Genomic DNA, 26,869 nt, shown 5'->3' on the forward strand with positions numbered 1-26,869 from the left:
ATGGCACCGCTTCTGCGCGTCAGCGGGCTGGCCAAGCGCTTTGGCGAGATCGTGGTCGCCGACAATGTCAGCTTCGCGCTGGCGCGCGGCGAGTGCCTCGGCGTGATCGGCCCGAACGGCGCCGGCAAGAGCTCGTTGCTCAACCTGATCGTCGGCCTGCTCACGGCCGACGGCGGCTCGATCATGCTCGACGACAGGGAGATATCAGGCCTGCCGCCGCACCGCCGGGCGCGGATGGGGCTCGGGCGGGCGTTCCAGATTCCGCAGCCGTTCCCGCATCTGTCGGTCTATGAGAACGCGCTGGTCGCGGCATCCTATGGCGCGGGCCTCACCGGCGAGGCGGCATCGAGCTGGACCATGGAGGTGTTGCAGCGCACCGGGCTCGACGCCAAGGCCGACAAGCTCGCCGGCGCCTTGCCGCTGATCGACCGAAAGCGGCTGGAATTCGCCAAGGCGCTGGCCTCGAAGCCGAAGCTGATCCTGCTCGACGAGATCGCCGCCGGGCTGACCGAGCCGGAGGTCGAGCGCCTTGTTGCCGTCATCCAGTCGGTGAAGGCCGATCACGCCATGATCTGGATCGAGCACATTCCGCACGCGCTGCGCGCGGTGTCGGACCGCATCCTGGTGCTCGATTTCGGCCGCAAGGTGCTGGAGGGACCGCCGGCCGAGGTCATGGACAGCGCCGTGGTCCGCGAGATCTACATGGGATTGAAGGCCGATGGCGTTGCTTGATGTGAATGGCCTGCAGATCTTCTACGGCGATCTGCAAGCCGTGTTCGACATGAACTTCACCGTCGCGGACGGCGAGGCGGTGGCGCTGGTCGGCGCCAACGGTGCCGGCAAGTCCACCTTCCTGAAGGCGCTGGTCGGTCTGAACGAGGAGCGGCGAGGGGCGGTGCAGTTCGACGGCATCGATATCTCGCAGATGCCGGCCGAAGAGGTGTCGCGGCTCGGCCTCATCATGGTGCCCGAGGGCCGCCTGCTGTTCGACTCGCTGACGATCGAGGAGAACCTGCTGATGGGCAGCGTCAACCGGCGCAAAGGGAGCTGGACCTTGCGGCGAGTGTTCGACCTGTTCCCGATCCTCGAGGAGCGGCGGCGGATGTTTCCCGGCCAGCTCTCCGGCGGCCAGCAGCAGATGGCGGCGATCGGCCGCGCGCTGATGTCGAACCCGCGGCTCCTGCTGTGCGACGAGATCTCGCTCGGGCTCGCGCCGGTCGTGGTCGAGCAGATCTACCGCTCCTTTGCCGACATCCGCCGCGAGGGCACCGCCGTCGTGCTGGTCGAGCAGGACGTCAAGCGCGCGCTCGCGACCTCGGAGCGGATCTATTGCCTGTTGAAGGGGCGGGTGTCGCTGACCGGCCCGGCGCAAGGCTTGCAGCCGGAGCAGCTGACGCACGCTTATTTCGGTAACTAGCCAGGATTGGCACGACATGATCTGGGTTGAGACATTGATCAACGGGGCGCTGCTCGGCGGGCTCTATGGGCTGCTCGGCATCGGGCTCGCGCTGGTGTTCGGTGTGATGCGCGTCGTCAACATCGCCCATGGCGAGTTCATGGTGCTGAGCGCGTTCTGCGCCGTGCTGCTCGCCAATCTGTTTCCGCAGGCGTCGCCGCTGTTAATGCTGATCCCGGTGATCGCGCTGTCCTTTGCGGTTGGATGGCTTTATCAGGCCGCCATCGTCAATCGCGTCGTGACGTCGCCCGATCCGCTCTCGCCGCTGCTGCTGACGTTCGGCGTTTCAGTCATTCTGCGCAACGTGATGGTCGAGATATTCGGCGCCGACGTGCGCAGCCTCCAGGTCGGCGAGCTGTCGCGCGCCAGCCTCGAGATTGCTGGTCTCAACATCGGCATCATGCCGCTGCTGACGCTGGTGCTCGCCGCATTGCTGTTCATGGCGCTGCAACTCGTGCTGCGCCATACCGAGTTCGGCCGGATCGTGCGCGCCACCGCCGACCGGCGCGATATCGTCCGGCTGTCCGGGGTCAAGCCCGACCGGGTTTATAACTACGTCATGGGCCTGTCGCTCGCGCTCGGCGCGATCGGCGGCGTGCTGCTTGCGGTGCGCTCGAGCTTCACGCCGTTCTCGGGCGCCGAACGGCTGCTGATCGCGTTCGAGGTCGTGGTGCTCGGCGGGCTCGGCTCGTTCTGGGGTGCACTGCTCGGCGGCATCGCGCTCGGCATGGCGCAATTGATCGGGCTGAAGATCGATCCGAATGCCGGGCTGCTCTATGCGCACCTCCTGTTCTTCATCATGCTGCTGATCCGGCCGTCGGGTCTCGTGTCGAGCAGGGTGTGATGCCGATGCCGACACGGACCATTCTTGCGGCCTCTGCCATCGTGCTCGTCGCGGTGATCGCCGGCGCGCCCTTCGTGCTGAACGAGGGTTTTCTGCGGCTCGCGACCGAATGCCTGCTCTTGCTGACGATGGCGCAGATGTGGAACCTGCTGGCGGGCTATGCCGGGCTGGTCTCGCTCGGCCACCAGGTCTTCATCGCGTTCGGCGCCTATGCGCTGTTCCTGACCTCGGGCTGGCTCGAGGTCACGCCGATCTGGGTGCTGCCGGTCGCGCCGTTGGTGGCGGGCGCGGTTGCGGCGATCATCGCCTTTCCGCTGTTTCGTTTGCGCGACGCCTATTTCTCGATCGCGATGTGGGTGTTCGCCGAGATCATCGGTGCGTTCACGATGAAGTCGCAGGCCGTCGGCGGCACGTCGGGCGTGCCGCTCGCGACCAGCAAGCTGATCGATTTCGACTGGTTCGAGCCGACGATGTTCTGGCTCGCCGGCGGCCTGACGCTCGTCACCATTGCGGCGCTGTACAGGATGATGACGTCGAGCTTCGGGCTCGGCCTGATGAGCGTGCGCGACAACGATCTTGCCGCGATGAGTGTCGGCGTCGACGTCCGGCACAATCGTTTCGTCGCCTTCGTGCTCTCGGCGGCGGGATGCGGGCTCGCCGGCGCGCTCAGCTTCATGGGCAATCTGTTCATCGCGCCGCTGGCGGCCTTCGACGTCAACTGGTCCGTCTACATGATGTTCATCGTGATCATCGGCGGTATCGGAACCCTGGAAGGCCCGATCCTCGGCGTCATCATCTTCTTCGGCCTGCGCGAATTGATGACCGGACCGCTCGGGCTGTCCGGCGGCTGGTATCTGGTCGGGCTCGGCATCATTGCCGTCGTGGTGATGATTGTGGCGCCGCGCGGCATCTGGCCGGCCTTGCGCGATCGCATCGGCGTGCGGCTGCTCGATGTCCACCGCGCCGCGCCACGCCCGGCCGCGGCCGCGATCCTGCCGACTGCGTCGGAACAGGTTACCGGATGAAGCGGGCCTTCACGTCGCCACCGTTGCTTGTATTCTGACAGTTCTGGCTTTGAGTGGAGGGCGGAATGGCTCTGATATCCCGGCATGGCGTATGGGCAGTGGCCGGTCTGATGGTCGCAACATTGGCGGCGCCGCTGCCGGCGCAGGCCGAGCGACGGATGTGGCCGCAGGTGACCGCAACGCACCCGATGGACGGGCTCACCACCGACGAAATCCGCTCGGTCTCCGATATCCTTCGCGGCGCCGGCAAGCTTGACGATTCGGCGCGGGTCGTCTCGATGTCGGTCGAGGAGGATCCCAAGGACGAGGTGCGGGCGTGGAAGCCCGGACAGCCCTTCACGCGTCGGGCCAGCGCCACGTTGCTGAGCGGCGGGCATCTCTACGAGGCGCATATCGATCTCGCCGCGCGGAGCCTGCTCGGCTGGCAGGAAGTCAGGGACCATGAGGCTGCGCTGACCATCGACGAGCTGATCTCTGCTGGCGACCTGCCGAAGCAGGACCCGCGCTGGATCGCCGCGATGGCCAAGCGCGGCATCACCGACTTCCGCAACGTCATGTGTCTGCCGCTGACGGTCGGACCGGTGAGCGACCCGGCCCTGAAGGGTCGCCGCCTGCTCAACGTTCCCTGCGTCGACACCACGGGCGCCGCCAACAATCTCTGGGGCAAGCCGATCGAGAACCTGTTCGCCCAGGTCGATCTCAAGAGTAAGACGGTGCTGTCGGTGACCGATCTCGGCGTGGTGCCGCCACCTCCGCAGACGCCGTCGCACGCCTATGCCGACTCCGGAACATATCGCAAGGCACCGAAGCCGATCGAGATCAGCGCGCCCGAAGGCAGCAATGTGAAGGTGGAGGGCGGCCAGGTCCGCTGGGACAACTGGTCGTTCCATGTCCGTCTCGAGCCGCGCGTCGGCGCCGTGCTGTCGCTGATCCGCTACGATGACCACGGCACGCTCCGCGACATCGCCTACCAGATCTCGGCAAGCGAGATGTTCGTGCCCTATATGGATCCGGCGCCGACCTGGTCGTTTCGTGCCTATATGGACATCGGCGAGTACGGCTTTGGCGTGCTCTCCAGCGAATTGCAGCGCGGCGTGGATTGTCCCGAAGGCGCGCATTATCTCGACCTGACGATCTCGGATACCAAGGGTGCGCCGGTCGTGTCCAAGGGCGCGGTCTGCATCTTCGAGCGCCCGACAGGCGATCCGATCTGGCGCCACAGCGAGCTGATCAACAACACCGCCGAGGTGCGGCCGAACAACGAGCTAGTGGTGCGGATGGCGCCGGTGGTCGGCAATTACGACTATCTGGTGGACTACGTGTTCGACCGTGCCGGCAATATCGATGTGCGGCTCGGCGCCTACGGCATCGATGCCACCAAGGGCGTCGCGAGCAAGACACTGAGCGACCCGACGGCCGCGCAGGATACCGCCTTTGGGACGCTGGTCGAGGAACGGCTGCTCGCGGTCAATCACGATCACTACATGACGTTCCGGATCGACATGGACGTCGACGGCACCGCGAACCGGCTGGTCGAGGATCGCTTCAATGTCCGCCGGCTGGAGCAGGGCCAGCGCAAGAGCCTCTGGCAGGTCGACACCAGGCCGGTTGCGACCGAAGGGCCGATCACCATGCCGTTGAACGCGGCGCAGTTCAGGATCGAGAGCACGGGCAAGACCAACAGCCGCGGCTATCGCACGAGCTATCAGCTGATGCCTGGCCACTCCGACGTCTCGCTGCTCGCCAAGGACGATCCGATCCAGCTGCGCGCAGGTTTCAGCGCCTACACGCTGTGGACCTCGGCCTACGCCAAGGACGAGCGCTACGCTGCGGGCATGTATCCGAACGGAAACCCTGAGGTCGACGGCCTGCCGAAATGGACGGCGGCGCAGCGGCCGATCGAGGACCGCGACCTCGTGCTGTGGTACACGGTCGGCTTCCGCCACGTGCCGCGCGCAGAGGATTGGCCGGTCATGCCGGGCCTGTGGCATGGCTTCCGGCTGCGTCCTTTCAACTTCTTCGATCGCAATCCCGCGCTCGACGTGCCGCCGATGGTGAATGCCAGGGAGACGAAATGAGCGGCCGCGCGCATCGCATCGGAGCGGCGGCCGGCGTGCTGCTGGCGCTGTTGGCGACCGGCCCAGCCGCGCGTGGCGCGGCGGCCGAGAGCATCGCCGACGATGCGTCCTTGCTCTATCTGAGCACCAGCGACTGGGAGAGGCAACCGGCGCCGCGCAAGGTCGCGCTCGCGGCCGACTTCATGCGCATCTTCTGCACCGATCAGACGATGTCGGCCATATCGCTGGCCGAGTGCCTCGACCGCGACAAGGCGGACGGCGCGCTGTTCGAGCGCGCCATGGCTTGTGTGAGTGCGCTGTCAGGTAGCCGCTGACAGCCCGGCGTCGATTCCTTCGGCGATCCGCCTCACGTCGGCCGACGTGAGGATCAGGGGCGGCGACAGGATCAGGTTGTTGCCGGAGACGCGCAGCATCACGCCGGCGTCGTAGGCGGCGTCGGCAACCTTCGCCATCGTCTTCTTGTCGGCGGGCTTCTTGCTGTCGCGATCGGCGACCAGTTCGAGCGCGGCCATCAAACCCTTGCCCCTGACGTCGCCGACCAGCGCATGCCTCGCCTTGAGCGCGGCTAGCGCGCGCGCAAGGTCCTCGCCGCGCGCGGCGGCATTTTCGTCAAGCTTGAGGCGGCGGGTCTCGGCGAGCGCCGCGAGGCCCGCGGCGCAGCCGACCGGATGGCCGGAATAGGTGTAGCCGTGGCCGATCGAGCCGAACGTGGTCGTGTCGGCCTCGAAGGCCTCCGCAACCTGCTCGCCGATCAGCGTCGCGCCAAGCGGGAAATAGCCTGACGTGATCGCCTTGGCTATCGTCATCATGTCGGGCTTCACGCCCCAGAGCCGCGAACCCGACCACGCGCCGGTGCGTCCGAAACCGGTGACGACCTCGTCCGCGATCATCAGGATGCCGTGACGGTCGCAGATCTGACGCGCCAGCTTCATGAAGCTGTCCGGCGGCACGATCACGCCGCCGGCCCCCAGCACCGGCTCCATGATGAAGGCGGCGATGGTGTCGGCGCCCTGGAACGCGATCTCCTCCTCCATCGCCGCCGCGCACAGCTGCGCGAGTTTTGCTGGATCGGTCTCATTGAAGGGATTGCGGTAGGTCGACGGCGCGGGGATATGGAACACGCCGGGTAGCATCGGCTCATAGTTGCGGCGGAAATTGGCGTTGCCGTTGACGGAAGCGCCGCCGAAATGGGTGCCATGGTAGCCCTTCTTCAGCGCCAGGAACTTGGTGCGGTCAGCCTGGCCCTTGATCTTCCAGTATTGCCGCGCGAGCCGCAGCGCGGTCTCGACCGAGTCCGATCCGCCCGAGGTGAAGAAGGCGCGCACCATGCCTTCCGGCTTGAACCATTCGGTGAGCTCGTAGGCGAGCTCGATCGAGGGACCGGATGAGGTGCCACGGAAGCCCGAATAATACGGCAGCGCGCTGAGCTGGTCCGCGATCGCCTGTTTGATCGGATCGCAGCTGTAGCCGAGATTGACATTCCACAATCCGCCGACCGCATCGATCACACTCTTGCCGTCGATATCGGTGACTTCAACGCCTTCACCCTTCATCACGATCCGCGGCGGCTGCGCCCGCATCTCGGCGGGATGGGCCATCGGGTGCCAGATCGGCTTGGCGTTGTTCTCAACCAGGAAGTTTCTGTCGCGCATGATCGTTCCCTGTCCGGCTGGAGCCTTTTCCGTTCCGATGGAATCGGGACGGGGCTCCAGATTCTGGTTTTGATGCGCTTTCTTCACGCGAACCGGTACCCACTTCGCTCGAAAGCGCCTTAGTCGAATTGCAGCCCGAAATGCCGCAGCGCCTCGCTGTAGGACGCGGCAGGATTGCGCACATCGAACAGCACCGTGCGCATGTTGCATGCGGCGGCGCCTGCGATGTTGCGGCGCTGGTCGTCAACGAAGACGCAATTGTCTGCCTCCAGCGCCAGTTCGTCCAGCACGCTTTGATAGGCGCGAGGGTCGGGTTTCAGGATCCCGGTATGCGTGGCATCGACGATGGTGTCGAAGCGCTTGAGGATAGAAAGTCGGCTGCGGAAATCGGCACCGTAGAACAGGTCGAGCTCGTTCGAGAGAATGGCGAGCCGGAACCCGGCATTGGCGGCGAGGGTGATCGCGCGCTCTGCCTCGGGGCGGATCACGGTGTCGGGATCGGCGCCGCGCGCGCGTTTCACGAAGGTCTCCATGTCGCGCCAGTCCTCGCTGACCAGGCGCCCGACCTCGCGGCTGCGGGTCAGCCAGTAGTCGCGCTCAGAGATCTCGCCACGCTGCATGGAAGTCCAGAGCGGATCGCTGTCGGGCGCGAACGGTCCGAGCCATTTCAGGGTGCACGGCGCGAGCCCGAGCGTGCGCTCGGTCAGGTCGTGGGTCTCGAACAATGTCTTCGAGATCACCCCGCCGAAGTCGAGCACCAGCGCCCGGGCAAGCGGCCTCCTCATGCGGCAGCCGTGGTGCGGCCGCGAGGGACAATGCCGGCAGCGACCCATCGGTCGAAGATGCCGAGCACCGTTTCGTTGAATGCGGCGCTGTTGATGTGATCCTTGATCTCGTGCAGCTCGACCGGCGCCTCGATCGCCGATCGCATGGCGTCGACGAAGGCGGCGAGGGCGTCGGGATCGTGCAAGGCTTCGCCTTCGCGATCCCATTGCTGGATGCCGCCGGCGGGCAGCACGAAGGCAACGGGAGCGTTGGCCTGGGACAGTTTCCCGGCAATCGCGCGGGCGATCCGTTGGCGATCAGTGGATCCCGACGTTGCCGACGCAAGCAGCCGGTTGTGCGCGTGGAATGGACGATCCGACAGCTCGTTCGGAACCCCAAGCCATGCCGGGAAGTCGACCATATCGATCGCCCCGGGCGCGACGATCTGTGGAATGCCGGCTCTGCCCGCATTCTCCAGCCTGTCAGCGCCGGAATTGACCACCGAGCCGGTGAGCTGGTTGGCGACCTCCTGCAGGCTGAGGTCCAGCACCGCGGCAAAGCCACCTTGCGCGGCGATCGATTCCATCGCGCGGCCGCCCATGCCGGTGGTGTGGAAGACGACCACCTCGTAGCCGCGCCGTTCGAGCTGCGGCTTGAGCTCGACCATGTAGCGCAGGCAACTCTTGCCGAGCGAGGTGATCGCAACGACCGGCCGGTCCTTGCGCGGCCTGATTGCGCTTCTGGCGGCGCCGACGATCGCGCCGCAGGCTTGCGACAGCACGGCGGTGCAGGTGCCGTTGAGGCCGTAGAGGCCGCCGGCCCACAGGATCATCATCAGGTCGGCGGCGACGCGCTCGGGCGGGATCAGATGCGAGAAGGCGACGGTCGAGACGATCAGCTTCGGCAGGCCGAGCGGCAGCGCCTGCGCGACGTCGAGCGCAAGGTCGGTGCCCATCGTGCCGCCGATCGCGATCACGCCATCGATGGCATCGCGCTCCGCGAGCGCGCGCGCCAGATTGGCGGCGCCGACCGCCATCAGCGACATCGCGGAATTCTCGTCGCCGCTCGATGCGACAGCCTCGATCGTGGTCTGTGCGGCGGCCGCCACCGCGTGCTTGTCATGCGCCACCTGGTACGGCGGATCGCCGAGCACGCTGATGTCCATCATGATGGTTCGGCCACCGGCGCGCGCGATGCACTCGCTCATGAACAGCAGTTCGTCGGCCTTGGTGTCTCCCGTTCCGATCAGGAGAATGCGGGGCTGCGTCATCTCAGGCATGACCTTCGGCTCGCCGGCAGGCGTAAGGGATGGTGACAACCGGTTTGCATAACGCAGGCGGAGCGCTCGGCCATCGTGCAATCACGCTATGGGGACGGGCCTTGCCGTGACATCCACCTATCGGTTGATTGCTGCCAAAGCCTTGATTTGGCGAGGATTGCGCCATGCCAGCGGTCTTGCTCGGAAGCCGCTTTTGTCATCGTCATAATTGTCTCGCATGCAGCAAGCCCAGATCGATCGACTACGCGCGGCCGTCATTCCGGCCCAGCAGCTCTTTATCGGCGGCCGGCCGGCGCCGGCGATCAGCGAGGCACGGCTTGATGTCGTGTCGCCGATCGACGGCCGGCTATTGACCAGCATGGCTGACGGCGACGTGGCCGATGTCGACGCCGCGGTCAGACACGCGCGGCGGGCCTTCGAGCAGGGCAGCTGGTCGCGCGCGGCGCCGGCGCAGCGCAAGAAGGTATTGCTGCGGTTCGCCGACCTCATCGAGCGGCATGCGCTCGAGATTGCGGTGCTCGGCGTGCGCGACAACGGCACCGAGATCAGCATGGCCTACAAGGCCGAACCGCTCTCGGCCGCCGGCACCATCCGCTACTACGCCGAGGCGATCGACAAGGTCTATGGCGAGATCGCGCCGACCTCAGGCGATGTGCTCGGGCTCGTGCATCGCGAGCCGCTTGGTGTTGTCGGCGTGATCGTGCCGTGGAATTTCCCGCTGATGATCGGAGCGTGGAAGATCGGCCCGGCGCTTGCCGCCGGAAATTCGGTCGTGGCCAAACCGCCGGAGCTTGCCTCGCTGACGCTGCTGCGGCTTGCCGAGCTCGCGACCGAGGCGGGGTTACCCGATGGCGTGCTCAACGTCGTCACCGGCCGCGGCGCATCCGCCGGCGAGGCGCTTGCGCTGCATATGGATGTCGATGTGCTCGCCTTCACCGGCTCGGGTGCGGTGGGCCGGCGGCTCCTGGAATGCTCGGCGCGATCGAACCTGAAGCGCGTCCATCTCGAGCTTGGCGGCAAGTCGCCCAACATCGTGTTCGCCGATGCGCCGGACATCAGGCATGCGGCCAAGGTCTCGGCGAGCGGGATCTTCCGAAACTCCGGCCAGGTCTGCGTGGCCGGATCGCGGCTGCTGGTGCAGTCCTCGATCTATGATCGCTTCATGGCCGAGCTGCTCGACGCCACCGCCAAGCTCCGCGTCGGCGATCCCCTCGAATTGACCTCGGATATCGGCGCCATCGCGAGCAAACCACAGTTGCGCAAGAATCTGGATGCCGTTGCGGGCGCAGAAGCGCAGGGCGCGAAGCGGCTGTTTGGCGGCGAGCAAATCCACGTCGAGAGCGGCGGCAACTTCATGGCGCCTACGATCCTCACCGAGGTGACGCCGTCGATGCAGGTCTGGCGCGAGGAGGTGTTCGGCCCGGTGCTGGCAGTGACGCGGTTCGATGGCGAGGAAGATGCCATGGCCCTTGCCAATGCGACGCCCTATGGACTTGCATCGGCGGTGTGGACCGCAAGTCTGTCGACGGCGCATCGCATGGTGCGCGCCATCAAAGCCGGCGTCGTGCACGTCAACGCCTATGGCGGCGCCGACATCACGGTGCCGCTCGGCGGCTTCAAGCAATCCGGCTTCGGACGCGACAAGTCGCTGCACGCCCTCGACGCCTATACCGATCTCAAGACCGCCTGGATCGCGCTATGACAGCTGCAACTGCCGAACGCGCCGGCGTTCTGAACCGACTGCTCGATGCCGAGCAGGAGCGCTTTCGCGCGCTGCACCCGCGATCGGCCGCGGCTTGGCAGGAGGGAAGGCAGCACTATCTTTATGGCGGCCCGTCGCACTGGATGCGGCGCTGGGCCGGCGGCTTCCCTGTTTACGCCGAGGAGGCGCATGGCGCGCATATCAGGGACATCGACGGACGCGACTACATCGATTTCTGCCTTGGCGACACCGGCGGCATGTGCGGCCACGCGCCCGAGGCGGTGACCGAGGCTGCGCTCGCTCAGCTCAAGCGTGGCGCGACCATGATGCTGCCGACGGAAGACAGCCTTTGGGTCGGCGCCGAACTGTCCCGCCGCTTCGGTCCGAAATACTGGACGCTGACGACGTCAGCGACCGATGCCAACCGCGCGGCGATCCGAATCTCGCGCATGATCACCGGCCGGCGCAAGGTGCTGGTGTTCTCCGGCTGCTATCATGGCGGCGTAGAGGAGGCGCATGTCGAGATCCGCGACGGCCGGGTCGGCCTGCGCAACATGATTCATCCCAACGGCATCGATCATGAAGCGGTGAGCCGGGTCGTTGAATTCAACGATGTCGCGGGGCTGGAGGCGGCGCTTGCGCATGGCGACGTCGCCTGCGTGCTGACCGAGCCGCTGATGACTAATTTCGGCATGATCCCGGTCGATCCTGGTTTCCACCGGGCGTTGCGTGACCTGACCCGCCGCGCCGGCACCGTCCTCATCATCGACGAGACCCACACGCTGTCCTGCGGGCCGGGCGGCTATACGGAGAGCCATGGGCTCGAGCCCGACATTTTCGTCGCGGGCAAGGCGATCGCGGGTGGCATCCCCGCCGGCGTGTTTGGTCTCAGCCACGAGATCGCGGAGCGCCTCTGGAAGATCGTCCCCCATGTCAATCCGCGCGAACGGCAGTCGGCGCATCTTGGATTCGGCGGCACGCTTGCCGGCAACGCGCTGACGGTCGCGACCATGCGCGCGGTGCTGGAGAAGGAGCTCACCTCAGCGAATTACGAGCGGATGATCGGAACCGCGACCTGGCTCGCGCAGGAAGCGCGCCGGCTGATCGCAGCGGCCGGTCTGCCCTGGCACGTCACGCAGATCGGCGCGCGCGCCGAGATCATGTTCATGCCGCGGCCGCCACGCAGCGGCGCCGACGTCATTGCCGGCCGGCAACCCGATCTCGAGACCCTGCTGCATGCGTTCTACATCAACGAGGGCATTCTGGTGACCCCGTTCCACACCATGCTGCTGATGTGTCCGGCGACGTCCGCGCGCGACGTCGACACACACACGGCGGTGTTGGCGCGGTTCATCGACTTGCTGCGCGGCGCAGGAGCGATCTGATGCAGGCGCTACCGTTCAATCTTGACGGCCGGATCGCCATCGTCACCGGCGGCGGCAGGGGGATCGGCGCGGCCATCGTGAGACGGCTCGCGCAGGCCGGCGCGACCGTGGTGATCGCCAACCGGACGCTTGATGTGGCCGAGGCGTTGGCGCGCGAACTTGTGGCCGATGGACGGGCGGCGCATTGCGTCCCGTTCGACCGGCTGGACCGCAGTAGCTTGCGCGTGATGGTCGACCGCGTCGCTGCTCAATATGGCCGGCTCGATATCGTCGTACACAATGCCGGCGGCTGTCCGTGGTCATCGCTTGAGGAGCTTGATGAAGCGAAGCTTGAGGATACGCTGGCGCTGAACCTCAACGCCAGCATCTGGCTCGCGCAGGCCTCCATTCCGCACATGCGCGCCGTCAGGTTCGGGCGCATCCTCGTGACATCCTCGGTTTCCGCGCGCGTCGCGATGGGCGGCGGCGCCCATTACTCGGCGGCGAAAGCCGGCGTGAACGCGTTTATCCGCGGTGCCGCCTTCGAGCTCGCGCGCGACGGCATCACGGTCAACGGCGTCGAGGCCGGCTTCATCGAGAAGCCGGGTCGCGGCACCATGAGCGCGCCGGAGAACAAGGCGAAGCTCGCGCGCTTCATTCCGATGGGGCACATGGGCGGCGCCGACGACATCGCCTGCGCGATGCTCTATCTCGCCTCCGCCGAGGCCAAATACGTCACCGGGCAGACCATCGTCGTAGACGGCGGCTCGACGCTGCCGGAGACCGGATTTGCCGTCGAACGGCAATGGGGAGTCTAGATGAGCATGATCTTTTCGGAAAACCGCTTTCCACCTTTCCGGATCATGCTCTGATGCCGCGGCTCGACGGAAAGACCGCGCTGGTGACCGGCGCCGCCACGGGAATCGGCCGGGCGACGGCGGCGCTGCTGGCGTTGAGCGGCGTGCGCGTCGTGCTGTTCGGGCTCGGTGAAGCAGAGCTCCAGACCGCCGCGGCGGAGTGCGGAGGGCAGGCGGTCCATGGCGACGTCACGCGTCCGGACGACATTGCCAACGCCGTCGCCGCCTGCGGGGCGTGGCTCGACATCGTGGTCAACGCCGCAGGCTTGATCGTGCCGGATCAGCCCGCCAGCGTCTCCGACGAGGTCTGGGCCAGGACGCTCGACGTCAACCTCACGGGGACCATGCGGGTCTGCCGGGCATCGCTGCCGCTGCTCCGGCAGCGCGGCGGCGCGATCGTGAACGTCGCCTCGGTTGCCGCGTTCAATGCCAGCCCGGACAGCACAAGCTACGCCGCGAGCAAGGCGGCCGTCGTCGCCTATACGCGTTCGCTCGCCTATGCCCACGGCGCCGACGGCATCCGCGCCAATGCGGTGGCGCCTGGCTGGGTGCGCACGCCGATGAGCGCCCATGAAATGCAGCTGCTTGCGGACCAGAACGATACCACCGTCGATGCCGAGATTCGCGGCGTCGAACGACGCATTGCCCTGGGACGGATGGCCGAGCCCGCCGAGATCGCTGCGTGCTGCCTGTTCCTGGCCTCCGACGAGGCGTCCTTCGTGACCGGCGCGGTGCTGGTCGCCGATGGCGGCGGCCGCTCGCCGACGCAGAATCGCGCGGTGTAGAACAGTCGGCGAGCCGGTCACGAGGCAGGCGGCACCTTGATAACGACCGGCGGATTTGGCACTCTCGCGCCGTCACGTCATTCGATCGAGGGGCGTTATGAACAAGTCATTTTCCGTGATCATTGCCGCCGCCGCTTCCATCGTCGTTCTGTCTTCGACGGCGGCGCGATGCGGCGACTACTATCCGTTTGGCGATCCGCCGTACCGGCTGGACTACGTGCAAGAGCCCCAGATCGCATCGGGCTGCTGGAAATGGAATTGGCAGCTGTACCAGTGGCAGGACCGCTGCCCGGTCTACGTCAATCCGAAGGCTTATATGTTCTCGCGCTCGTCGCGCGCCGTGCTCCGCACCAAGGGGTGAGGAGAGTTCGGCTGCTTGAGGTGCTCTGCGTCACGCCCATTGGAGCGACGCAGAGCGCGCACTCATGAATGCGCGATGGTGCACGCCACCTGGTGACGCTTGCCGAAGTTGAGCAGCGCGTTTTCCCGGAAGCCGTCCAGCCAGACGCCGCGGCCCGCATAGCGGTAGCCGACGCCCATCGGAACGTGCCGCACATGGATGCCGCCACGGCCGGTGAGCAGGGAGGCCGTGACCACTTCGCCCTCGACCGACACAGCGCGCGGGCACAGCGGATATTGATGGCCGTTCTCGCAGGTGAAGACGATCTCGGTGCAGGTGCCGACCGGTGCTTTTGTGACCAGGCCAAGGTCTGCTGCCGCCGCCGGCCCGGAGTTGCCGAACAGCGTTGTGCCCAAAGCCAAAATGCCTGCGACCGTGTAGCCAAACCGAATACGCATCTGTGCCCCCTCGTCCAGCGATAGGCTAAGTAATTGAGGAAAATATCTCGCGCTAAATGAGCAAAAAAAACTTCGGAGGTCAAACCTCTGCCCAGTGCGGTGCGGGGAGATCGGCCGGCGCCAATGCGAATGGCGTGTCAGGTGTTGCAACTTTGCTGCAGTAAGTCTGAATTCGGCTGCAAGCTGCCCGGTAGCGTTAATGCATCTTTACTGGCCACAATTCGCCCTGCAAGTGGTGTGATGTATTGAGTCGTGTTCCGGAGATTGCTTCAATGAGCTGACCGGATCGCATCACGAACGCATTCGGACGGACATCGGGGGTAGGAATGGACTTCCGTGGTGGCATTGTACGTTCGCTACTGACCCTGATGATTGTCTCATTGCCTGCGCTGGCAGCTCATGCGGAGACTCAAGCTCAACCGGCGAACGGTCGGGCAGCGCCGGCTCAGGGCGATCAAGCCTTTTCTGGCCCAAGCTTCCGCAAAGGTCTGTGGCGCTTCGTGCGAACGCTCGATGTGGTCAGGACCGCCAACAAGAACTTCAAGTATCGGGTGGTCAACGCGGAGACGACGCGCTGCGTCGACCCGACCCACGCCATGAAGGCGACCTTTGCCTCGGGATCGATCGGAAGCTGCGTCTCGGACAAGCCGGAGAAGGTTGGTAATCAATACACGTTCGGACGCCGCTGCGATTACATGGGGGCGGTCAGCACCGTCATCACCGTGCGCAGCGACGAGGCCTATACCGAGCTGAACGAGATCAGCACCGGAGAGCATCCCCGGACCGACACGGTCGTCGCGACAAGGATTGGCGACTGCGACGACGGTAGCGCGGCCAAGATTGAGGCCAAGTCAGAGGCCAAGTCAGAGGCCAGGACTGACAAGTCCGCTGCGGCGGCTTTGCAGCACTAGCTGGTAATCAGACGGCGGGTGGCGGCGGACGAGGCGTCCGTTCGTCCCCAACGGCGTAGAGCTGCGCTTCCTTTCGCGCCGAAGCTGCCCCGGCCTGAAGCAACCTGGCATTCACCGTGTTTGGCGCAAGAGCCCGTGAGAGCTTCGAGCAAAGGCCAAGCATTTACGGGGTCTTAACGCGAAATGCTCCTGAATGATGTGAGGTTGGACGTGCTTCAAGCGAAGTCACGCGATCCGCGTCAATCGGCCGGTTAGGGATTCAATAAATGACATCGCGTGAGCGCTTCGCCCCGTCGAAGATCTTCGCATCCGCGCTTGGCGTCGTGACCGCGCTTTCCGTGATCGTGCTCGCCGTCTCGAGCGCCGTGGCGGAGGAGGGCTTCAGCGGGCCGACCTTCCGAAAAGGAATGTGGCGCTTCGTGCGGACGCTGGAAATCGCCACGTCCTCGAACGTCCGGCAAACGCTGCTCGAGCGCGAAATGACGCGCTGTGTCGATCCGACCCAGGCGATGAAGGCGACCTTCGCATCTCCGTCCGTTGGAAATTGCCACTCCTCGCGGCCGGAGAAGATCAACAACAAATACGTCTTCTCCAACCGCTGCGACTATCTCGGGCCGGTCAGCACCGTCATCACGGTTCTCAGCGACGAGGCCTATACCGAGGTCAACAAGACCAATGTTGGTCAGGCGCCGCGGACCGACCGGGTGGTCGCCCGCCGAATCAGCGATTGCCACGAGGATAGAGCTTCGCTCAGCCAGCCGGCCTCCGCACCGAGCGAGGTGCCACTGCAGCAGGACGAAGCAGAGGGCGAGCCGCTCTAAGGCGGCCGGTCTGCGCGAGCATTCAGGGGCATCCGCTTTCGAGCCACCCGGTCAGATCTTTTGCTGGCCTCCCGGGCCGCTGACCTTGACGGTGATCTTCTGAATTTCGGTTCGACCGCCCTGGTACTTGACCTCGATGGTCAGGGCGTCATCGCCGAGAAATTCCGGCGGCGCCTTGTAGAAGGCGACATAGGCCGGCACCTCGAGCGCCAGGCAGGCCTTGTAATTGGTGGCCTTCGCCTTCGCCGACTTCACCACAACCTTTCCGGCAGCCGGCGCAGTGACCAGGCGGATGGTCGGCAGCGGCCCCGACGTGCAATCAGGTAACACGTTGAGGTAGAGGCCAATCTGGGTGTCCCGGTTGGCCAGGGCGCGAACCTGGCGCTCGACCGTGGTCTCCTGCGGGACGGGTTGTGCAGGGGCTTGCGCGGCCGCCGCGCCGAAACAGCCCCAAATCAAGACAGCGGCACACGCCTGAAGAATCACCCGCATCGACTGCTGCTCCAAATCGTCGGGAAGGACGAACGGGGCCGGGGAAATACTGCTTTCGGCCAAGTTAATCCGGCTAAGCCGTTGTTCTTTCAGCTTCGACCTGTCCGATCTTTACCACACTTCCACGGAAAGCATTGATTAACCAAATACATTTCTTGACCGCGGGGAGGGTTAACAATAGCCTAAAACTAAATTTTTCTACAATTTTTCCTCTAATCGCATTTTGCGGAGTTGATAATGCAGGGTTCGTTTCAGGTCGCTCAGGCAACCGGCACCGGCAATTCCACCAATTCGGCTCCCGTACGAATTTACAAGCTGACCAAGCCGCTGACCGATCAGGCGGTGGTCGTCAATGTTGGATACGACCAGAAGGTGAAGGTCGACTTTTCGTCGATCGCCAATGAAAAGATCACGCTGGTTCACGTCGGCGAAAAGCTGATCATCCTGTTCGACAACCAGTCGACCGTCACGGTTGAGCCGTTCTTCGACTCCCGTGCGGATGGGCAGAAGAATGTTACGATCGAGATGGCGCCGGGGCGCGAGGTCTCGGTCCAGGAATTCGCGACTCTTTTTCCGATCAGCACGGACGCCTCGGTGTTGCCGGCGGCCGACAATGGCGGCAACTCGAACGGCAACGCGCAGGCGAGCGGCGCGAATTTCAGTCCGTTCGCGATTGATCCGCTAGCTCCTGTGCCGACCAACGTGTTGGCGCCGCAGGAAGAGTTGCCGAACCTCGTGACCCCGCCGCCGCCGACCGGCTTCGTGCTGGGCGTTGCTCCGCCTCCGATCATTTCCGGCAATCCCCTGTCGGCGCTGATTGTCGACGAGAGCTTCCTGACCGCGGCCACCAACCATGGTGTCGCCGGTTCGGGGCTCGGACCCGCAGGGGCAACGGTCGCGTCTGTGCAGGTGTCGTTCAACGTCACGGTACCGGGCGGCCAGCAGTCGCTGACCTATGCGCTGTCGGTCACGACACCCAACGAAGATTCCGGTCTGATCGATTCGGCGACCGGTCAGCACGTTCTGCTGACGGTCAACGCGGCCGGCGTCGTGGAAGGGCGCACGGCGATCAGTGGCGATCTGGTCCTCACGGTCTCGGTTGACGGTACGGGTCATGTGACGCTGACCGATCTGCGCGCGGTTCATGAGGCAACACCGGGCAACTTCAATGAAGGGATCACGCTGGCGTCGGGTCTGATCACGCTGACCGCCACCGTGACTGACAACAACAATCAGTCGGCCAGTGCGAGCGTCGATGTCGGCTCGCATCTGACGATCCTTGACGATGGTCCGGTGGCGGGCACGGTGACCGGCGCGACCGACACGCTGGTGCTGGATGAGACGCGCCCTGTCGGCAGCGACACCGCGGGCGGCACGACGCCGACCGGTCTCGCCAGCGTGACGGCGGACTTCTCCAACAATTTCACCGGCGGCAGCTACGGCGCCGACGGTGCCGGCAGCACTGCCTACACGCTGCATCTCACCGGCACGAACGTGGCCTCGGGCCTCTATGCGCTGGATCCGACCGACACCAACCCGGCCCATTTCGGGCAGGGTGCGCAGATCGTGCTGAACCAGTCCGGTGACACCATCACCGGCTCGGCGAACGGCACGATCTACTTCACGATCACGATCAACGAGACGGCCGGGATCGTGACCTTCACCCAGGTCAACAACATCTGGCATGCCGATCCGACCAACCCGGATGACGCGGCGACGTTGACCCTCTCCAGCGCCAGCCTGCTGCAGGTGGTGCAGACCATCACTGACGTGGACGGCGACAGCGTGACAACGCCGATCAACCTCGGTGGCGGCGTGTTCACAATTCAGGACAGCGGTCCGACGGCCGGCACGGTGATCCAGAAGGAAGGGCCGGCGGAAACGCTGGTGCTGGACGAGTCGCGCCCGGTTGGCAGCGACACGCCGGGCGGCTTTACGCCGAGCGGGCTTGCCAGCGTGACGGCGGACTTCTCCCACGACTTCACGTCCGGCAGCTACGGCAGCGACGGACCCGGCCATACGGCCTACACGCTGAAGCTCACCGGCTCGAATGTGGCCTCGGGTCTCTACGCGCTGGATCCGACCGACACGACCACTGCTGACGGCGACGGCATCGGACAGGGCGCGCAGATCGTCCTCAACCAGTCCGGCAACACGATCACCGGCTCGGCCGGCGGGACGACGTATTTCACCATCACGATTGATCCGTCGACCGGTATCGTCACCTTCACGCAGTCGAACAACATCTGGCATTCTGACCCGAAGAATCCGGACGATCCGGCAACGCTGACGCTGTCGAGCCCCAGCCTGCTGCAGGTGGTGCAGACCATCACCGACGCGGACGGCGACAGCGTGTCGACGCCGCTCGATGTCGGCACCCGTGTGTTCACGATCCAGGACAGCGGCCCGACCGCCGGCACGGTGACCGGTGCAACTGACACGCTTGTGCTCGACGAGACCCGGCCGGTCGGCACGGACACCGCGGGCGGCACAGCGCCGACCGGCCTTGATTCCGTGACGGCAGACTTCTCCAACAACTTCACGCCCGGCAGCTATGGCAGCGACGGCCCGGGCCACACGACCTACACGCTGAACCTCGCCGGCGCGAATGTGGCGTCCGGTCTCTACGCACTTGATGCGACCGATACGACCACCGCCGACGGCGACGGCATCGGGCAGGGCGCGCAGATTCTGCTGAACCAAGTCGGTAATACGATCACCGGCTCGGCTGGCGGCACCAATTACTTCACGATCACGATCGATCCCTCGACCGGCATCGTGACATTCACCCAGCTCAACAATATCTGGCACTCCGACCCAACCAATCCGGACGATGCGGCGACGCTGACGCTGTCTGGCGCCAATCTGCTGCAGGTGGTGCAGACCATCGTCGATGCGGACGGCGACAGCGTGACGACGCCGCTCGATGTCGGCACCGGCGTATTCACGATCCAGGACAGCGGCCCGACCGCCGGCACGGTGATCGCGGCGGCGGATACGTTGGTGCTGGACGAGACCCGTCCTGTCGGCACCGACACTGCGGGCGGCGCCACGCCGACCGGCCTCGACAGCGTCACGGCGGACTTCTCGAACAACTTCTCGGCCGGCAGCTACGGTAGCGACGGCCCGGGCAACACGGCCTACACGCTGAAGCTCACCGGCGTCAACGTCGCCTCCGGCCTCTATGCGCTCGATCCGACCGACAAGACCGCCGGTGACGGCGATGGTATCGGGCAGGGTACGCAGATCGTGCTCAACCAGGTCGGTGACACCATCACCGGTTCGGCGAACGGCACGACCTACTTCACGATCACGATCGACGAGACGACCGGGATCGTGACCTTTACCCAGGTCAACAACATCTGGCACTCCGATCCGACCAATCCGGACGATGCCGCGACGCTGACCCTGTCGGCCGCGAACCTGCTGCAGGTGGTGCAGACCATCACCGACGCGGACGGCGACAGCGTTGCGACGCCGCTCGACCTCGGCACCGGTGTGTTCACGATCCAGGACAGCGGCCCGACGGCGGGCACGGTGGCCGGCCCGACCGACACGCTCGTGCTGGACGAGACGCGTCCCACAGGAACGGATACTGCCGGCGGCACCGCGCCGACCGGCCTCGACACTGTCACGGCGGACTTCTCCAACAACTTCACCGCCGGCAATTATGGCAGCGACGGCGCGGGCAACACGGCCTACACGCTGAAGCTGACCGGTGCGAACGTCGCCTCCGGTCTGTACGCTCTCGATCCGACCGACAAGACCGCCGGCGACGGCGATGGCATCGGGCAGGGTACGCAGATCGTGCTCAACCAGGTCGGTGACACCATCACCGGATCGGCTGGCGGCACCAACTACTTCACGATCACGATCGACGAGACGACCGGGATTGTCACGTTCACCCAGCTCAACAACATCTGGCATTCCGATCCGACCAATCCGGACGATGCCGCGACGCTGACCTTGTCGGCCGCGAACCTGCTGCAGGTGGTGCAGACCATCACCGATGCGGACGGCGACCACGTGTCGACGCCGCTCGACCTCGGCACCGGTGTGTTCACGATCCAGGACAGCGGCCCGACGGCGAGCACGCTGTCCGGCGCAACGGACACGCTTGTGCTCGACGAGACGCGTCCTGTCGGCAGCGACACCGCGGGCGGCACGGCGCCGACCGGCCTCGACACCGTGACGGCGGATTTCTCGAACGGCTTCGCCGGCGGCAGCTATGGCAGCGATGGCCCGGGCAATTCGGCCTACACGCTGAAGCTCACCGGCGCCAACGTGGCGTCCGGCCTCTACGCCCTTGATGCGACCGACACGACCACCGGCGACGGCGATGGCATTGGGCAGGGTGCGCAGATCCTGCTGAACCAGGTCGGCAACACCATCACCGGCTCGGCCGGCGGCACCGATTACTTCACGATCACGATCGATCCCTCGACCGGGATCGTGACGTTCACCCAGCTCAACAACATCTGGCACTCGGATCCGACCAACCCGGATGACGCCGCGACGCTGACGCTGACGCGCCCCGAACTGCTGCAGCTCGTGCAGACCATCACGGACGCCGACGGCGACAGCGTGACGACGTCGCTGAACCTCGGCACCGGTGTGTTCGCGATCCAGGATAGCGGTCCGACCGCGGGCACGGTGATCGCGGCGGCGGATACGTTGGTGCTGGACGAGACCCGTCCCGTCGGCACGGACACGGCGGGCGGCACGGCGCCGACCGGCCTCGACACCGTGACGGCAGACTTCTCGAACAACTTCTCGGCCGGCAGCTACGGCAGCGACGGCGCGGGCAACACGACCTACACGCTGAAGCTCACCGGCGCCAATGTGGCGTCCGGCCTCTTTGCGCTTGATGCGACCGACACGACCGCCGGCGACGGCGATGGCATCGGGCAGGGTGCACAGATTCTGCTGAACCAGGTCGGCAACACCATCACCGGCTCGGTTGGCGGCACCAACTACTTCACGATCACGATCGATCCCTCGACGGGGATCGTCACCTTCACCCAGCTCAACAACATCTGGCATTCCGATCCGACCAATCCGGACGATTCTGCGACGCTGACGCTGTCGGCTGCCAATCTGCTGCAGGTGGTGCAGACCATCACGGACGCCGATGGTGACAGCGTGACGACGCCGCTCGACGTCGGCACCGGCGTGTTCACGATCCAGGACAGCGGTCCGACCGCGGGCACGGTGACCGGTCCGACCGACACCCTCGTGCTGGACGAGACCCGTCCGGTTGGCAGCGACACCGCAGGCGGCACGGCGCCGACCGGGCTCGACACCGTGACGGCGGACTTCTCCAACAACTTCACCGCCGGCAGCTATGGCAGCGACGGTGCTGGCAGCACGACGTACACGCTGAAGCTGACCGGTGCGAACGTCGCCTCCGGCCTCTATGCGCTCGATCCGACCGACAAGACCGCCGGTGACGGCGACGGCATCGGCCAGGGTACGCAGATCGTGCTCAACCAGGTCGGTGACACCATCACCGGCTCGGCGAACGGCACGACCTACTTCACGATCACGATCAACGAGACGACCGGGATCGTGACCTTCACGCAGGTCAACAACATCTGGCACTCCGATCCGACCAACCCGGACGATGCCGCGACGCTGACCCTGTCGGCCGCGAACCTGCTGCAGGTGGTGCAGACCATCACCGATGCGGACGGCGACAGCGTGACGACGCCGATCGATGTCGGCACCGGCGTGTTCGCGATCCAGGACAGCGGCCCGACCGCGGGCACGGTGACCGGCCCGACCGACACCTTGGTGCTGGACGAGACCCGTCCCACAGGAACGGATACTGCCGGCGGCACGGCGCCGACCGGGCTCGACACCGTGACGGCGGACTTCTCCAACAACTTCACCGCCGGCAGCTACGGCAGCGATGGTGCTGGGTCGACGACCTACACGCTGAAGCTGACCGGTGCCAACGTCGCCTCCGGTCTCTATGCGCTCGATCCGACCGACAAGACCGCCGGTGACGGCGACGGTATCGGCCAAGGTACGCAGATCGTGCTCAACCAGGTCGGTGACACCATCACCGGCTCGGCGAACGGCACGACCTACTTCACGATCACGATCAACGAGACGACCGGGATCGTGACCTTCACCCAGGTCAACAACATCTGGCACTCCGATCCGACCAACCCGGACGATGCCGCGACGCTGACGCTGACGCGCCCTGAGTTGCTGCAGGTGGTGCAGACCATCACGGACGCCGATGGTGATAGCGTGACGACGCCGCTCGACCTCGGCACCGGCGTGTTCACGATCCAGGACAGCGGCCCGACCGCGGGCACGGTGACCGGCCCGACCGACACGTTGGTGCTGGACGAGACCCGTCCCACAGGAACGGATACTGCCGGCGGCACGGCGCCGACCGGGCTCGACACCGTGACGGCGGACTTCTCCAACAACTTCACCGCCGGCAGCTACGGCAGCGACGGTGCTGGCAGCACGACCTACACGCTGAAGCTGACCGGTGCGAACGTCGCCTCCGGCCTCTATGCGCTCGATCCGACCGACAAGACCGCCGGTGACGGCGACGGTATCGGCCAGGGTACGCAGATCGTGCTCAACCAGGTCGGTGACACCATCACCGGTTCGGCGAACGGCACGACCTACTTCACGATCACGATCAATGAGACGACCGGGATCGTGACCTTCACCCAGGTCAACAACATCTGGCACTCCGATCCGACCAACCCGGACGATGCCGCGACGCTGACGCTGTCGGCCGCGAACCTGCTGCAGGTGGTGCAGACCATCACGGACGCCGATGGTGATAGCGTGACGACGCCGCTCAACCTCGGCACCGGTGTGTTCACGATCCAGGACAGCGGCCCGACGGCGGGCACGGTGACCGGTCCGACCGACACGCTCGTGCTGGACGAGACGCGTCCCACAGGAACGGATACTGCCGGCGGCACGGCGCCGACCGGGCTCGACACCGTGACGGCGGACTTCTCCAACAACTTCACCGCCGGCAGCTATGGCAGCGATGGTGCTGGGTCGACGACCTACACGCTGAAGCTGACCGGTGCCAACGTGGCCTCCGGTCTCTATGCGCTCGATCCGACCGACAAGACCGCCGGCGACGGCGATGGCATCGGCCAGGGTACGCAGATCGTGCTCAACCAGGTCGGTGACACCATCACCGGCTCGGCGAACGGCACGACCTACTTCACGATCACGATCAACGAGACGACCGGGATCGTGACCTTCACGCAGGTCAACAACATCTGGCACTCCGATCCGACCAACCCGGACGATGCGGCGACGCTGACCCTGTCGGCTGCCAATCTGCTGCAGGTGGTGCAGACCATCACGGACGCCGATGGTGATAGCGTGACGACGCCGCTCAACCTCGGCACCGGCGTGTTCGCGATCCAGGACAGCGGCCCGACCGCGGGCACGGTGACCGGCCCGACCGACACGTTGGTGTTGGACGAGACCCGTCCCACAGGAACGGATACTGCCGGCGGCACGGCGCCGACCGGGCTCGACACCGTGACGGCGGACTTCTCCAACAACTTCACCGCCGGCAACTATGGTTCCGATGGTGCTGGGTCGACGACCTACACGCTGAAGCTGACTGGTGCCAACGTCGCCTCCGGCCTCTATGCGCTCGATGCGACCGACAAGACTGCCGGCGACGGCGATGGTATCGGACAGGGTACGCAGATTCTGCTGAACCAGTCCGGCAACACCATCACCGGTTCGGTTGGCGCGACGACCTATTTCACGATCACCATTGATCCCGCAACCGGGATCGTGACCTTCACCCAGGTCAACAACGTCTGGCACTCCGATCCGAACAATGCGGACGATGCCGCGACGCTGACGCTCTCGAGCGCCAACCTGCTGCAGGTGGTGCAGACCATCGTCGATGCCGACGGCGACAGCGTGTCGACGCCGCTCGACCTCGGCACCGGCGTGTTCACGATCCAGGACAGCGGCCCGACGGCGCCGACGGCGACTGTGAGCGCAGCTACGATCGGCGTGGACGAGACGCCCGGCGTGCAGACCATCGCCGGCGCGAGCGACGTGCTCGGCTCCACTGCGATCACGTTCAACGGTGCCGCCAGCACTGTCGCCGCGCTGTTCAACACGGTTGCGAACAAGGGCGTCGACACCGATGTGTCGGCAGCGTCGCTTGACAACGGTGCGCTCAGCTTTGCCTCGACGGGCGCGAGCAGCATCCTGACGGTGGCCGGCGGCAGCTTCGGCTCTGACGGCGCGGGGTCTACGACCTACGCGTTGAGCGTCCTCAGCGCTGCGTCAGGTCTGACATTGACGGATGGCACAGGGATCGCGCTGTCGCTGGATGCCAGCGGCCGGATCATCGGTACTGTGGGCAACGATGTCGCCAACCCCAGCCTGACGGGCCAAACGGCCTTCGCGATCGCCATCGATCCGATCACCGGCCAGCTCTATGTGGCGGACTATCTCTCGCTCCACCACAACAGCACCGCCAGTCCGAACGATCTGCTGACGATGACGGCCGGCAAGATCGGCGCGACGGTCACGTTGACGGACGCCGATGGCGATCATGTGACGGCCACCGCCGACATCAGCACGCATATCAGCTTCCTCGACGACGGCCCGAGTTTCGGCACGATCGAGCATGGAATCATTGCCGATTACGCGGGAATGTCCGTGGTCGGTAACCTACCCGTGTTCTCCGGCGCCGATGGTTTTGGCGCATATGACTTCACCTTGACTGGAAACACGGCGCCGGCCGGCCTGACGTTCAATGGCCAGGCCGTGCACTATTCCATCGACGCATTTGGACAGATTTTGACGGCCTATATCGGTGCGGCTCCATCGGCAGCGAATAATATCTTCACGCTGAATTTGGATGACACAACCGGTCACTACCTGTTCACATTGCTTCAGCCATTCACGGAGACAACGATCCAGAATGTCGGCAGTTCATCCTCCTTCGGATCGGGACCATCGGAAGAGCAGATTCTTTCCTCGAACACCGATCAGCTGGCGGTTGTTTCGGGCACTACCTCCGGCGGCGGCCAAGGCGGTGTGAACGGATCAACCAGCGGCTGGGGCGTCGACAACAATAACTTCGACCCCAATGAAAAGCTGCTGTTCGATTTCACGAGCGGCGCAATCGCCAGCCCGGTCGGCAACGCCGCGTTCCATCCGCCGGCAAACGAATCGGTCGCGAACTACACGTTCTCGCACTACGCCGGCGGCGACAAAATCCACTACGTCGTCTCCTATTGGGACGGAGTGCACGCCGCCTCCATCACATCGGTATCCGGTGATTTCGATCCTTCCACCCACACCACGGTCGCCACCGAATGGTCGACGCCCACAGCGCCGGCCGGCCTGCAGCTCTACACTGTCCAGTTCACGGACGTGACAGGCAGCGGCAAGGTCGACCTGGTTGGCGTCGGAGTTTCGTCGACCACGAACGTCTCCGAGGATCTGAGCTTCAACGTGTCGACGATTGACGGTGACGGCGACACGGCGTCGAGCACCATCAATATCAACATCAATGGCACGACGACCCTGATGGGCACGGCCGGCAATGATGTCATTGTCGCCGGACCAACCAACGAGACGCTCACTGGCAATGGTGGGGACGACAAGTTTGTTCTCAATCTCAGCGCCCACGAAATCATCAGTGATTTCAACAGCGGTGATACACTCCTTCTCGACGTGGCCGGTCTGAGCCTGCCGACGGGCGCTTCAAACGCCCTTACGGCTGGTCAGTTCACGTCATCGGCAGTCACCGGCCAGACCGAGAACAACGCCAGCGCCTGGAACGAAAGTGCAAGCACGAACAAGTTCTTCTTCAACAATACGACCCAGGAGCTCTGGTACTCGGCAAATGGCACAGGCTCCGACAAGGTGGACCTCGCACATGTGAGCACCGGCTTGCCGGCGGCTACGAACGTTCATATTTTCTAGGCCAGGCTTGCAGCAAAATCGAAAATCCGCGGAGACCTCTCCGCGGATTTTTTGTTTGATTGAATTGTCGCCTTTCTCGC

Annotated in this window: 19 protein-coding genes; 14 read left to right on the plus strand and 5 right to left on the minus strand. The window is 65.0% G+C overall.

What is annotated here, in order from left to right:
• The 6 genes from QJT82_RS01570 (at position 1) to QJT82_RS01595 (ending at position 5,717) form a co-directional block, all read left to right on the plus strand.
• Positions 1-732 carry an ABC transporter ATP-binding protein gene (locus QJT82_RS01570; protein ID WP_028345115.1) on the plus strand — a complete coding sequence of 244 codons (732 nt, stop codon included), beginning with the start codon at positions 1-3 and terminating at the stop codon, positions 730-732.
• Positions 719-1,417: an ABC transporter ATP-binding protein gene (locus tag QJT82_RS01575; RefSeq protein WP_028331396.1), complete on the plus strand. Its 699-nt coding sequence runs from the start codon at positions 719-721 to the stop codon at positions 1,415-1,417. Before QJT82_RS01570 ends, QJT82_RS01575 begins: the two co-directional genes overlap by 14 nt.
• A gap of 16 nt (positions 1,418-1,433) precedes the next feature.
• Complete coding sequence (locus tag QJT82_RS01580; RefSeq protein ID WP_028345114.1) at positions 1,434-2,300, plus strand: branched-chain amino acid ABC transporter permease; 867 nt, start codon at positions 1,434-1,436, stop codon at positions 2,298-2,300.
• Positions 2,300-3,325, plus strand: a complete 1,026-nt coding sequence (locus QJT82_RS01585) for a branched-chain amino acid ABC transporter permease (protein WP_035634269.1) — start codon at positions 2,300-2,302, stop codon at positions 3,323-3,325. Before QJT82_RS01580 ends, QJT82_RS01585 begins: the two co-directional genes overlap by 1 nt.
• A 65-nt stretch (positions 3,326-3,390) precedes the next feature.
• Positions 3,391-5,403 carry a hypothetical protein gene (locus QJT82_RS01590; protein ID WP_080687047.1) on the plus strand — a complete coding sequence of 671 codons (2,013 nt, stop codon included), beginning with the start codon at positions 3,391-3,393 and terminating at the stop codon, positions 5,401-5,403.
• A complete protein-coding gene (locus QJT82_RS01595; RefSeq protein WP_028345112.1) occupies positions 5,400-5,717 on the plus strand; it encodes a hypothetical protein in 318 nt (105 codons plus the stop codon). The genes QJT82_RS01590 and QJT82_RS01595 overlap by 4 nt, the downstream gene beginning before the upstream one ends.
• Here the strand turns inward: QJT82_RS01595 and QJT82_RS01600 are convergent.
• The 3 genes from QJT82_RS01600 to QJT82_RS01610 form a co-directional block, all read right to left on the minus strand.
• Positions 5,703-7,055, minus strand: a complete 1,353-nt coding sequence (locus QJT82_RS01600; protein ID WP_028345111.1) for an aminotransferase class III-fold pyridoxal phosphate-dependent enzyme — start codon at positions 7,053-7,055, stop codon at positions 5,703-5,705. The genes QJT82_RS01595 and QJT82_RS01600 overlap by 15 nt on opposite strands.
• A 119-nt stretch (positions 7,056-7,174) precedes the next feature.
• Positions 7,175-7,840 carry an HAD-IA family hydrolase gene (locus tag QJT82_RS01605; protein WP_028345110.1) on the minus strand — a complete coding sequence of 222 codons (666 nt, stop codon included), beginning with the start codon at positions 7,838-7,840 and terminating at the stop codon, positions 7,175-7,177.
• Positions 7,837-9,099 (minus strand): Tm-1-like ATP-binding domain-containing protein, encoded by a 1,263-nt coding sequence (locus QJT82_RS01610; protein ID WP_028345109.1) that lies wholly within the window; start codon positions 9,097-9,099, stop codon positions 7,837-7,839. The genes QJT82_RS01605 and QJT82_RS01610 overlap by 4 nt, the downstream gene beginning before the upstream one ends.
• A gap of 217 nt (positions 9,100-9,316) precedes the next feature.
• On the opposite strand from QJT82_RS01610, the gene QJT82_RS01615 reads away from it, so the two are divergent.
• The 5 genes from QJT82_RS01615 (at position 9,317) to QJT82_RS01635 (ending at position 14,168) form a co-directional block, all read left to right on the plus strand.
• Positions 9,317-10,801: an aldehyde dehydrogenase gene (locus QJT82_RS01615; RefSeq protein ID WP_035634266.1), complete on the plus strand. Its 1,485-nt coding sequence runs from the start codon at positions 9,317-9,319 to the stop codon at positions 10,799-10,801.
• Positions 10,798-12,186 (plus strand): transaminase, encoded by a 1,389-nt coding sequence (locus QJT82_RS01620; RefSeq protein WP_035634263.1) that lies wholly within the window; start codon positions 10,798-10,800, stop codon positions 12,184-12,186. Before QJT82_RS01615 ends, QJT82_RS01620 begins: the two co-directional genes overlap by 4 nt.
• A complete protein-coding gene (locus QJT82_RS01625; RefSeq protein ID WP_028345106.1) occupies positions 12,186-12,983 on the plus strand; it encodes an SDR family oxidoreductase in 798 nt (265 codons plus the stop codon). The genes QJT82_RS01620 and QJT82_RS01625 overlap by 1 nt, the downstream gene beginning before the upstream one ends.
• A gap of 53 nt (positions 12,984-13,036) precedes the next feature.
• Positions 13,037-13,807: an SDR family oxidoreductase gene (locus QJT82_RS01630; protein WP_035634260.1), complete on the plus strand. Its 771-nt coding sequence runs from the start codon at positions 13,037-13,039 to the stop codon at positions 13,805-13,807.
• 97 nt (positions 13,808-13,904) lie between these two features.
• On the plus strand, positions 13,905-14,168 hold the full coding sequence (locus tag QJT82_RS01635) for a hypothetical protein (protein ID WP_028345104.1): 264 nt from the start codon (positions 13,905-13,907) through the stop codon (positions 14,166-14,168).
• Positions 14,169-14,230: 62 nt separating this feature from the next.
• Here QJT82_RS01635 and QJT82_RS01640 read toward each other — a convergent pair whose 3' ends face one another.
• Positions 14,231-14,605: a hypothetical protein gene (locus QJT82_RS01640; RefSeq protein WP_028345103.1), complete on the minus strand. Its 375-nt coding sequence runs from the start codon at positions 14,603-14,605 to the stop codon at positions 14,231-14,233.
• A 326-nt stretch (positions 14,606-14,931) separates the two neighbouring features.
• On the opposite strand from QJT82_RS01640, the gene QJT82_RS01645 reads away from it, so the two are divergent.
• Both QJT82_RS01645 and QJT82_RS01650 read left to right on the plus strand, forming a co-directional pair.
• The gene (locus QJT82_RS01645; protein WP_080687045.1) at positions 14,932-15,516 is read left to right on the plus strand and encodes a DUF3617 family protein; all 585 of its coding nucleotides are present in this window, start codon (positions 14,932-14,934) and stop codon (positions 15,514-15,516) included.
• A 266-nt stretch (positions 15,517-15,782) separates the two neighbouring features.
• On the plus strand, positions 15,783-16,337 hold the full coding sequence (locus QJT82_RS01650; RefSeq protein WP_028345102.1) for a DUF3617 family protein: 555 nt from the start codon (positions 15,783-15,785) through the stop codon (positions 16,335-16,337).
• 51 nt (positions 16,338-16,388) lie between these two features.
• Here the strand turns inward: QJT82_RS01650 and QJT82_RS01655 are convergent, their stop codons facing one another.
• A complete protein-coding gene (locus QJT82_RS01655) occupies positions 16,389-16,892 on the minus strand; it encodes a hypothetical protein (RefSeq protein ID WP_245288958.1) in 504 nt (167 codons plus the stop codon).
• A gap of 174 nt (positions 16,893-17,066) precedes the next feature.
• Between QJT82_RS01655 and QJT82_RS01660 the strand changes: the two genes are divergently transcribed.
• On the plus strand, positions 17,067-26,789 hold the full coding sequence (locus QJT82_RS01660; protein ID WP_264641911.1) for a DUF5801 repeats-in-toxin domain-containing protein: 9,723 nt from the start codon (positions 17,067-17,069) through the stop codon (positions 26,787-26,789).
• Positions 26,790-26,869 lie beyond the last annotated feature (80 nt).

It is taken from the genome of Bradyrhizobium sp. Mp19, from assembly GCF_029952935.1.
GTDB classification, from domain to species: Bacteria; Pseudomonadota; Alphaproteobacteria; order Rhizobiales; family Xanthobacteraceae; genus Bradyrhizobium; species Bradyrhizobium elkanii.

Coding starts and splice junctions, on each gene's coding strand:
- QJT82_RS01595 (WP_028345112.1), top strand. CDS start 5,400: ATGAGCGGCCGCGCGCATCGCATCGGAGCGGCGGCCGGCGTGCTGCTG.
- QJT82_RS01610 (WP_028345109.1), bottom strand. CDS start 9,099: ATGCCTGAGATGACGCAGCCCCGCATTCTCCTGATCGGAACGGGAGAC.
- QJT82_RS01620 (WP_035634263.1), top strand. CDS start 10,798: ATGACAGCTGCAACTGCCGAACGCGCCGGCGTTCTGAACCGACTGCTC.
- QJT82_RS01660 (WP_264641911.1), top strand. CDS start 17,067: ATGCAGGGTTCGTTTCAGGTCGCTCAGGCAACCGGCACCGGCAATTCC.
- QJT82_RS01605 (WP_028345110.1), bottom strand. CDS start 7,840: ATGAGGAGGCCGCTTGCCCGGGCGCTGGTGCTCGACTTCGGCGGGGTG.
- QJT82_RS01600 (WP_028345111.1), bottom strand. CDS start 7,055: ATGCGCGACAGAAACTTCCTGGTTGAGAACAACGCCAAGCCGATCTGG.
- QJT82_RS01635 (WP_028345104.1), top strand. CDS start 13,905: ATGAACAAGTCATTTTCCGTGATCATTGCCGCCGCCGCTTCCATCGTC.
- QJT82_RS01585 (WP_035634269.1), top strand. CDS start 2,300: ATGCCGATGCCGACACGGACCATTCTTGCGGCCTCTGCCATCGTGCTC.
- QJT82_RS01615 (WP_035634266.1), top strand. CDS start 9,317: ATGCAGCAAGCCCAGATCGATCGACTACGCGCGGCCGTCATTCCGGCC.
- QJT82_RS01590 (WP_080687047.1), top strand. CDS start 3,391: ATGGCTCTGATATCCCGGCATGGCGTATGGGCAGTGGCCGGTCTGATG.
- QJT82_RS01640 (WP_028345103.1), bottom strand. CDS start 14,605: ATGCGTATTCGGTTTGGCTACACGGTCGCAGGCATTTTGGCTTTGGGC.
- QJT82_RS01580 (WP_028345114.1), top strand. CDS start 1,434: ATGATCTGGGTTGAGACATTGATCAACGGGGCGCTGCTCGGCGGGCTC.
- QJT82_RS01625 (WP_028345106.1), top strand. CDS start 12,186: ATGCAGGCGCTACCGTTCAATCTTGACGGCCGGATCGCCATCGTCACC.
- QJT82_RS01645 (WP_080687045.1), top strand. CDS start 14,932: ATGGACTTCCGTGGTGGCATTGTACGTTCGCTACTGACCCTGATGATT.
- QJT82_RS01570 (WP_028345115.1), top strand. CDS start 1: ATGGCACCGCTTCTGCGCGTCAGCGGGCTGGCCAAGCGCTTTGGCGAG.
- QJT82_RS01575 (WP_028331396.1), top strand. CDS start 719: ATGGCGTTGCTTGATGTGAATGGCCTGCAGATCTTCTACGGCGATCTG.
- QJT82_RS01630 (WP_035634260.1), top strand. CDS start 13,037: ATGCCGCGGCTCGACGGAAAGACCGCGCTGGTGACCGGCGCCGCCACG.
- QJT82_RS01650 (WP_028345102.1), top strand. CDS start 15,783: ATGACATCGCGTGAGCGCTTCGCCCCGTCGAAGATCTTCGCATCCGCG.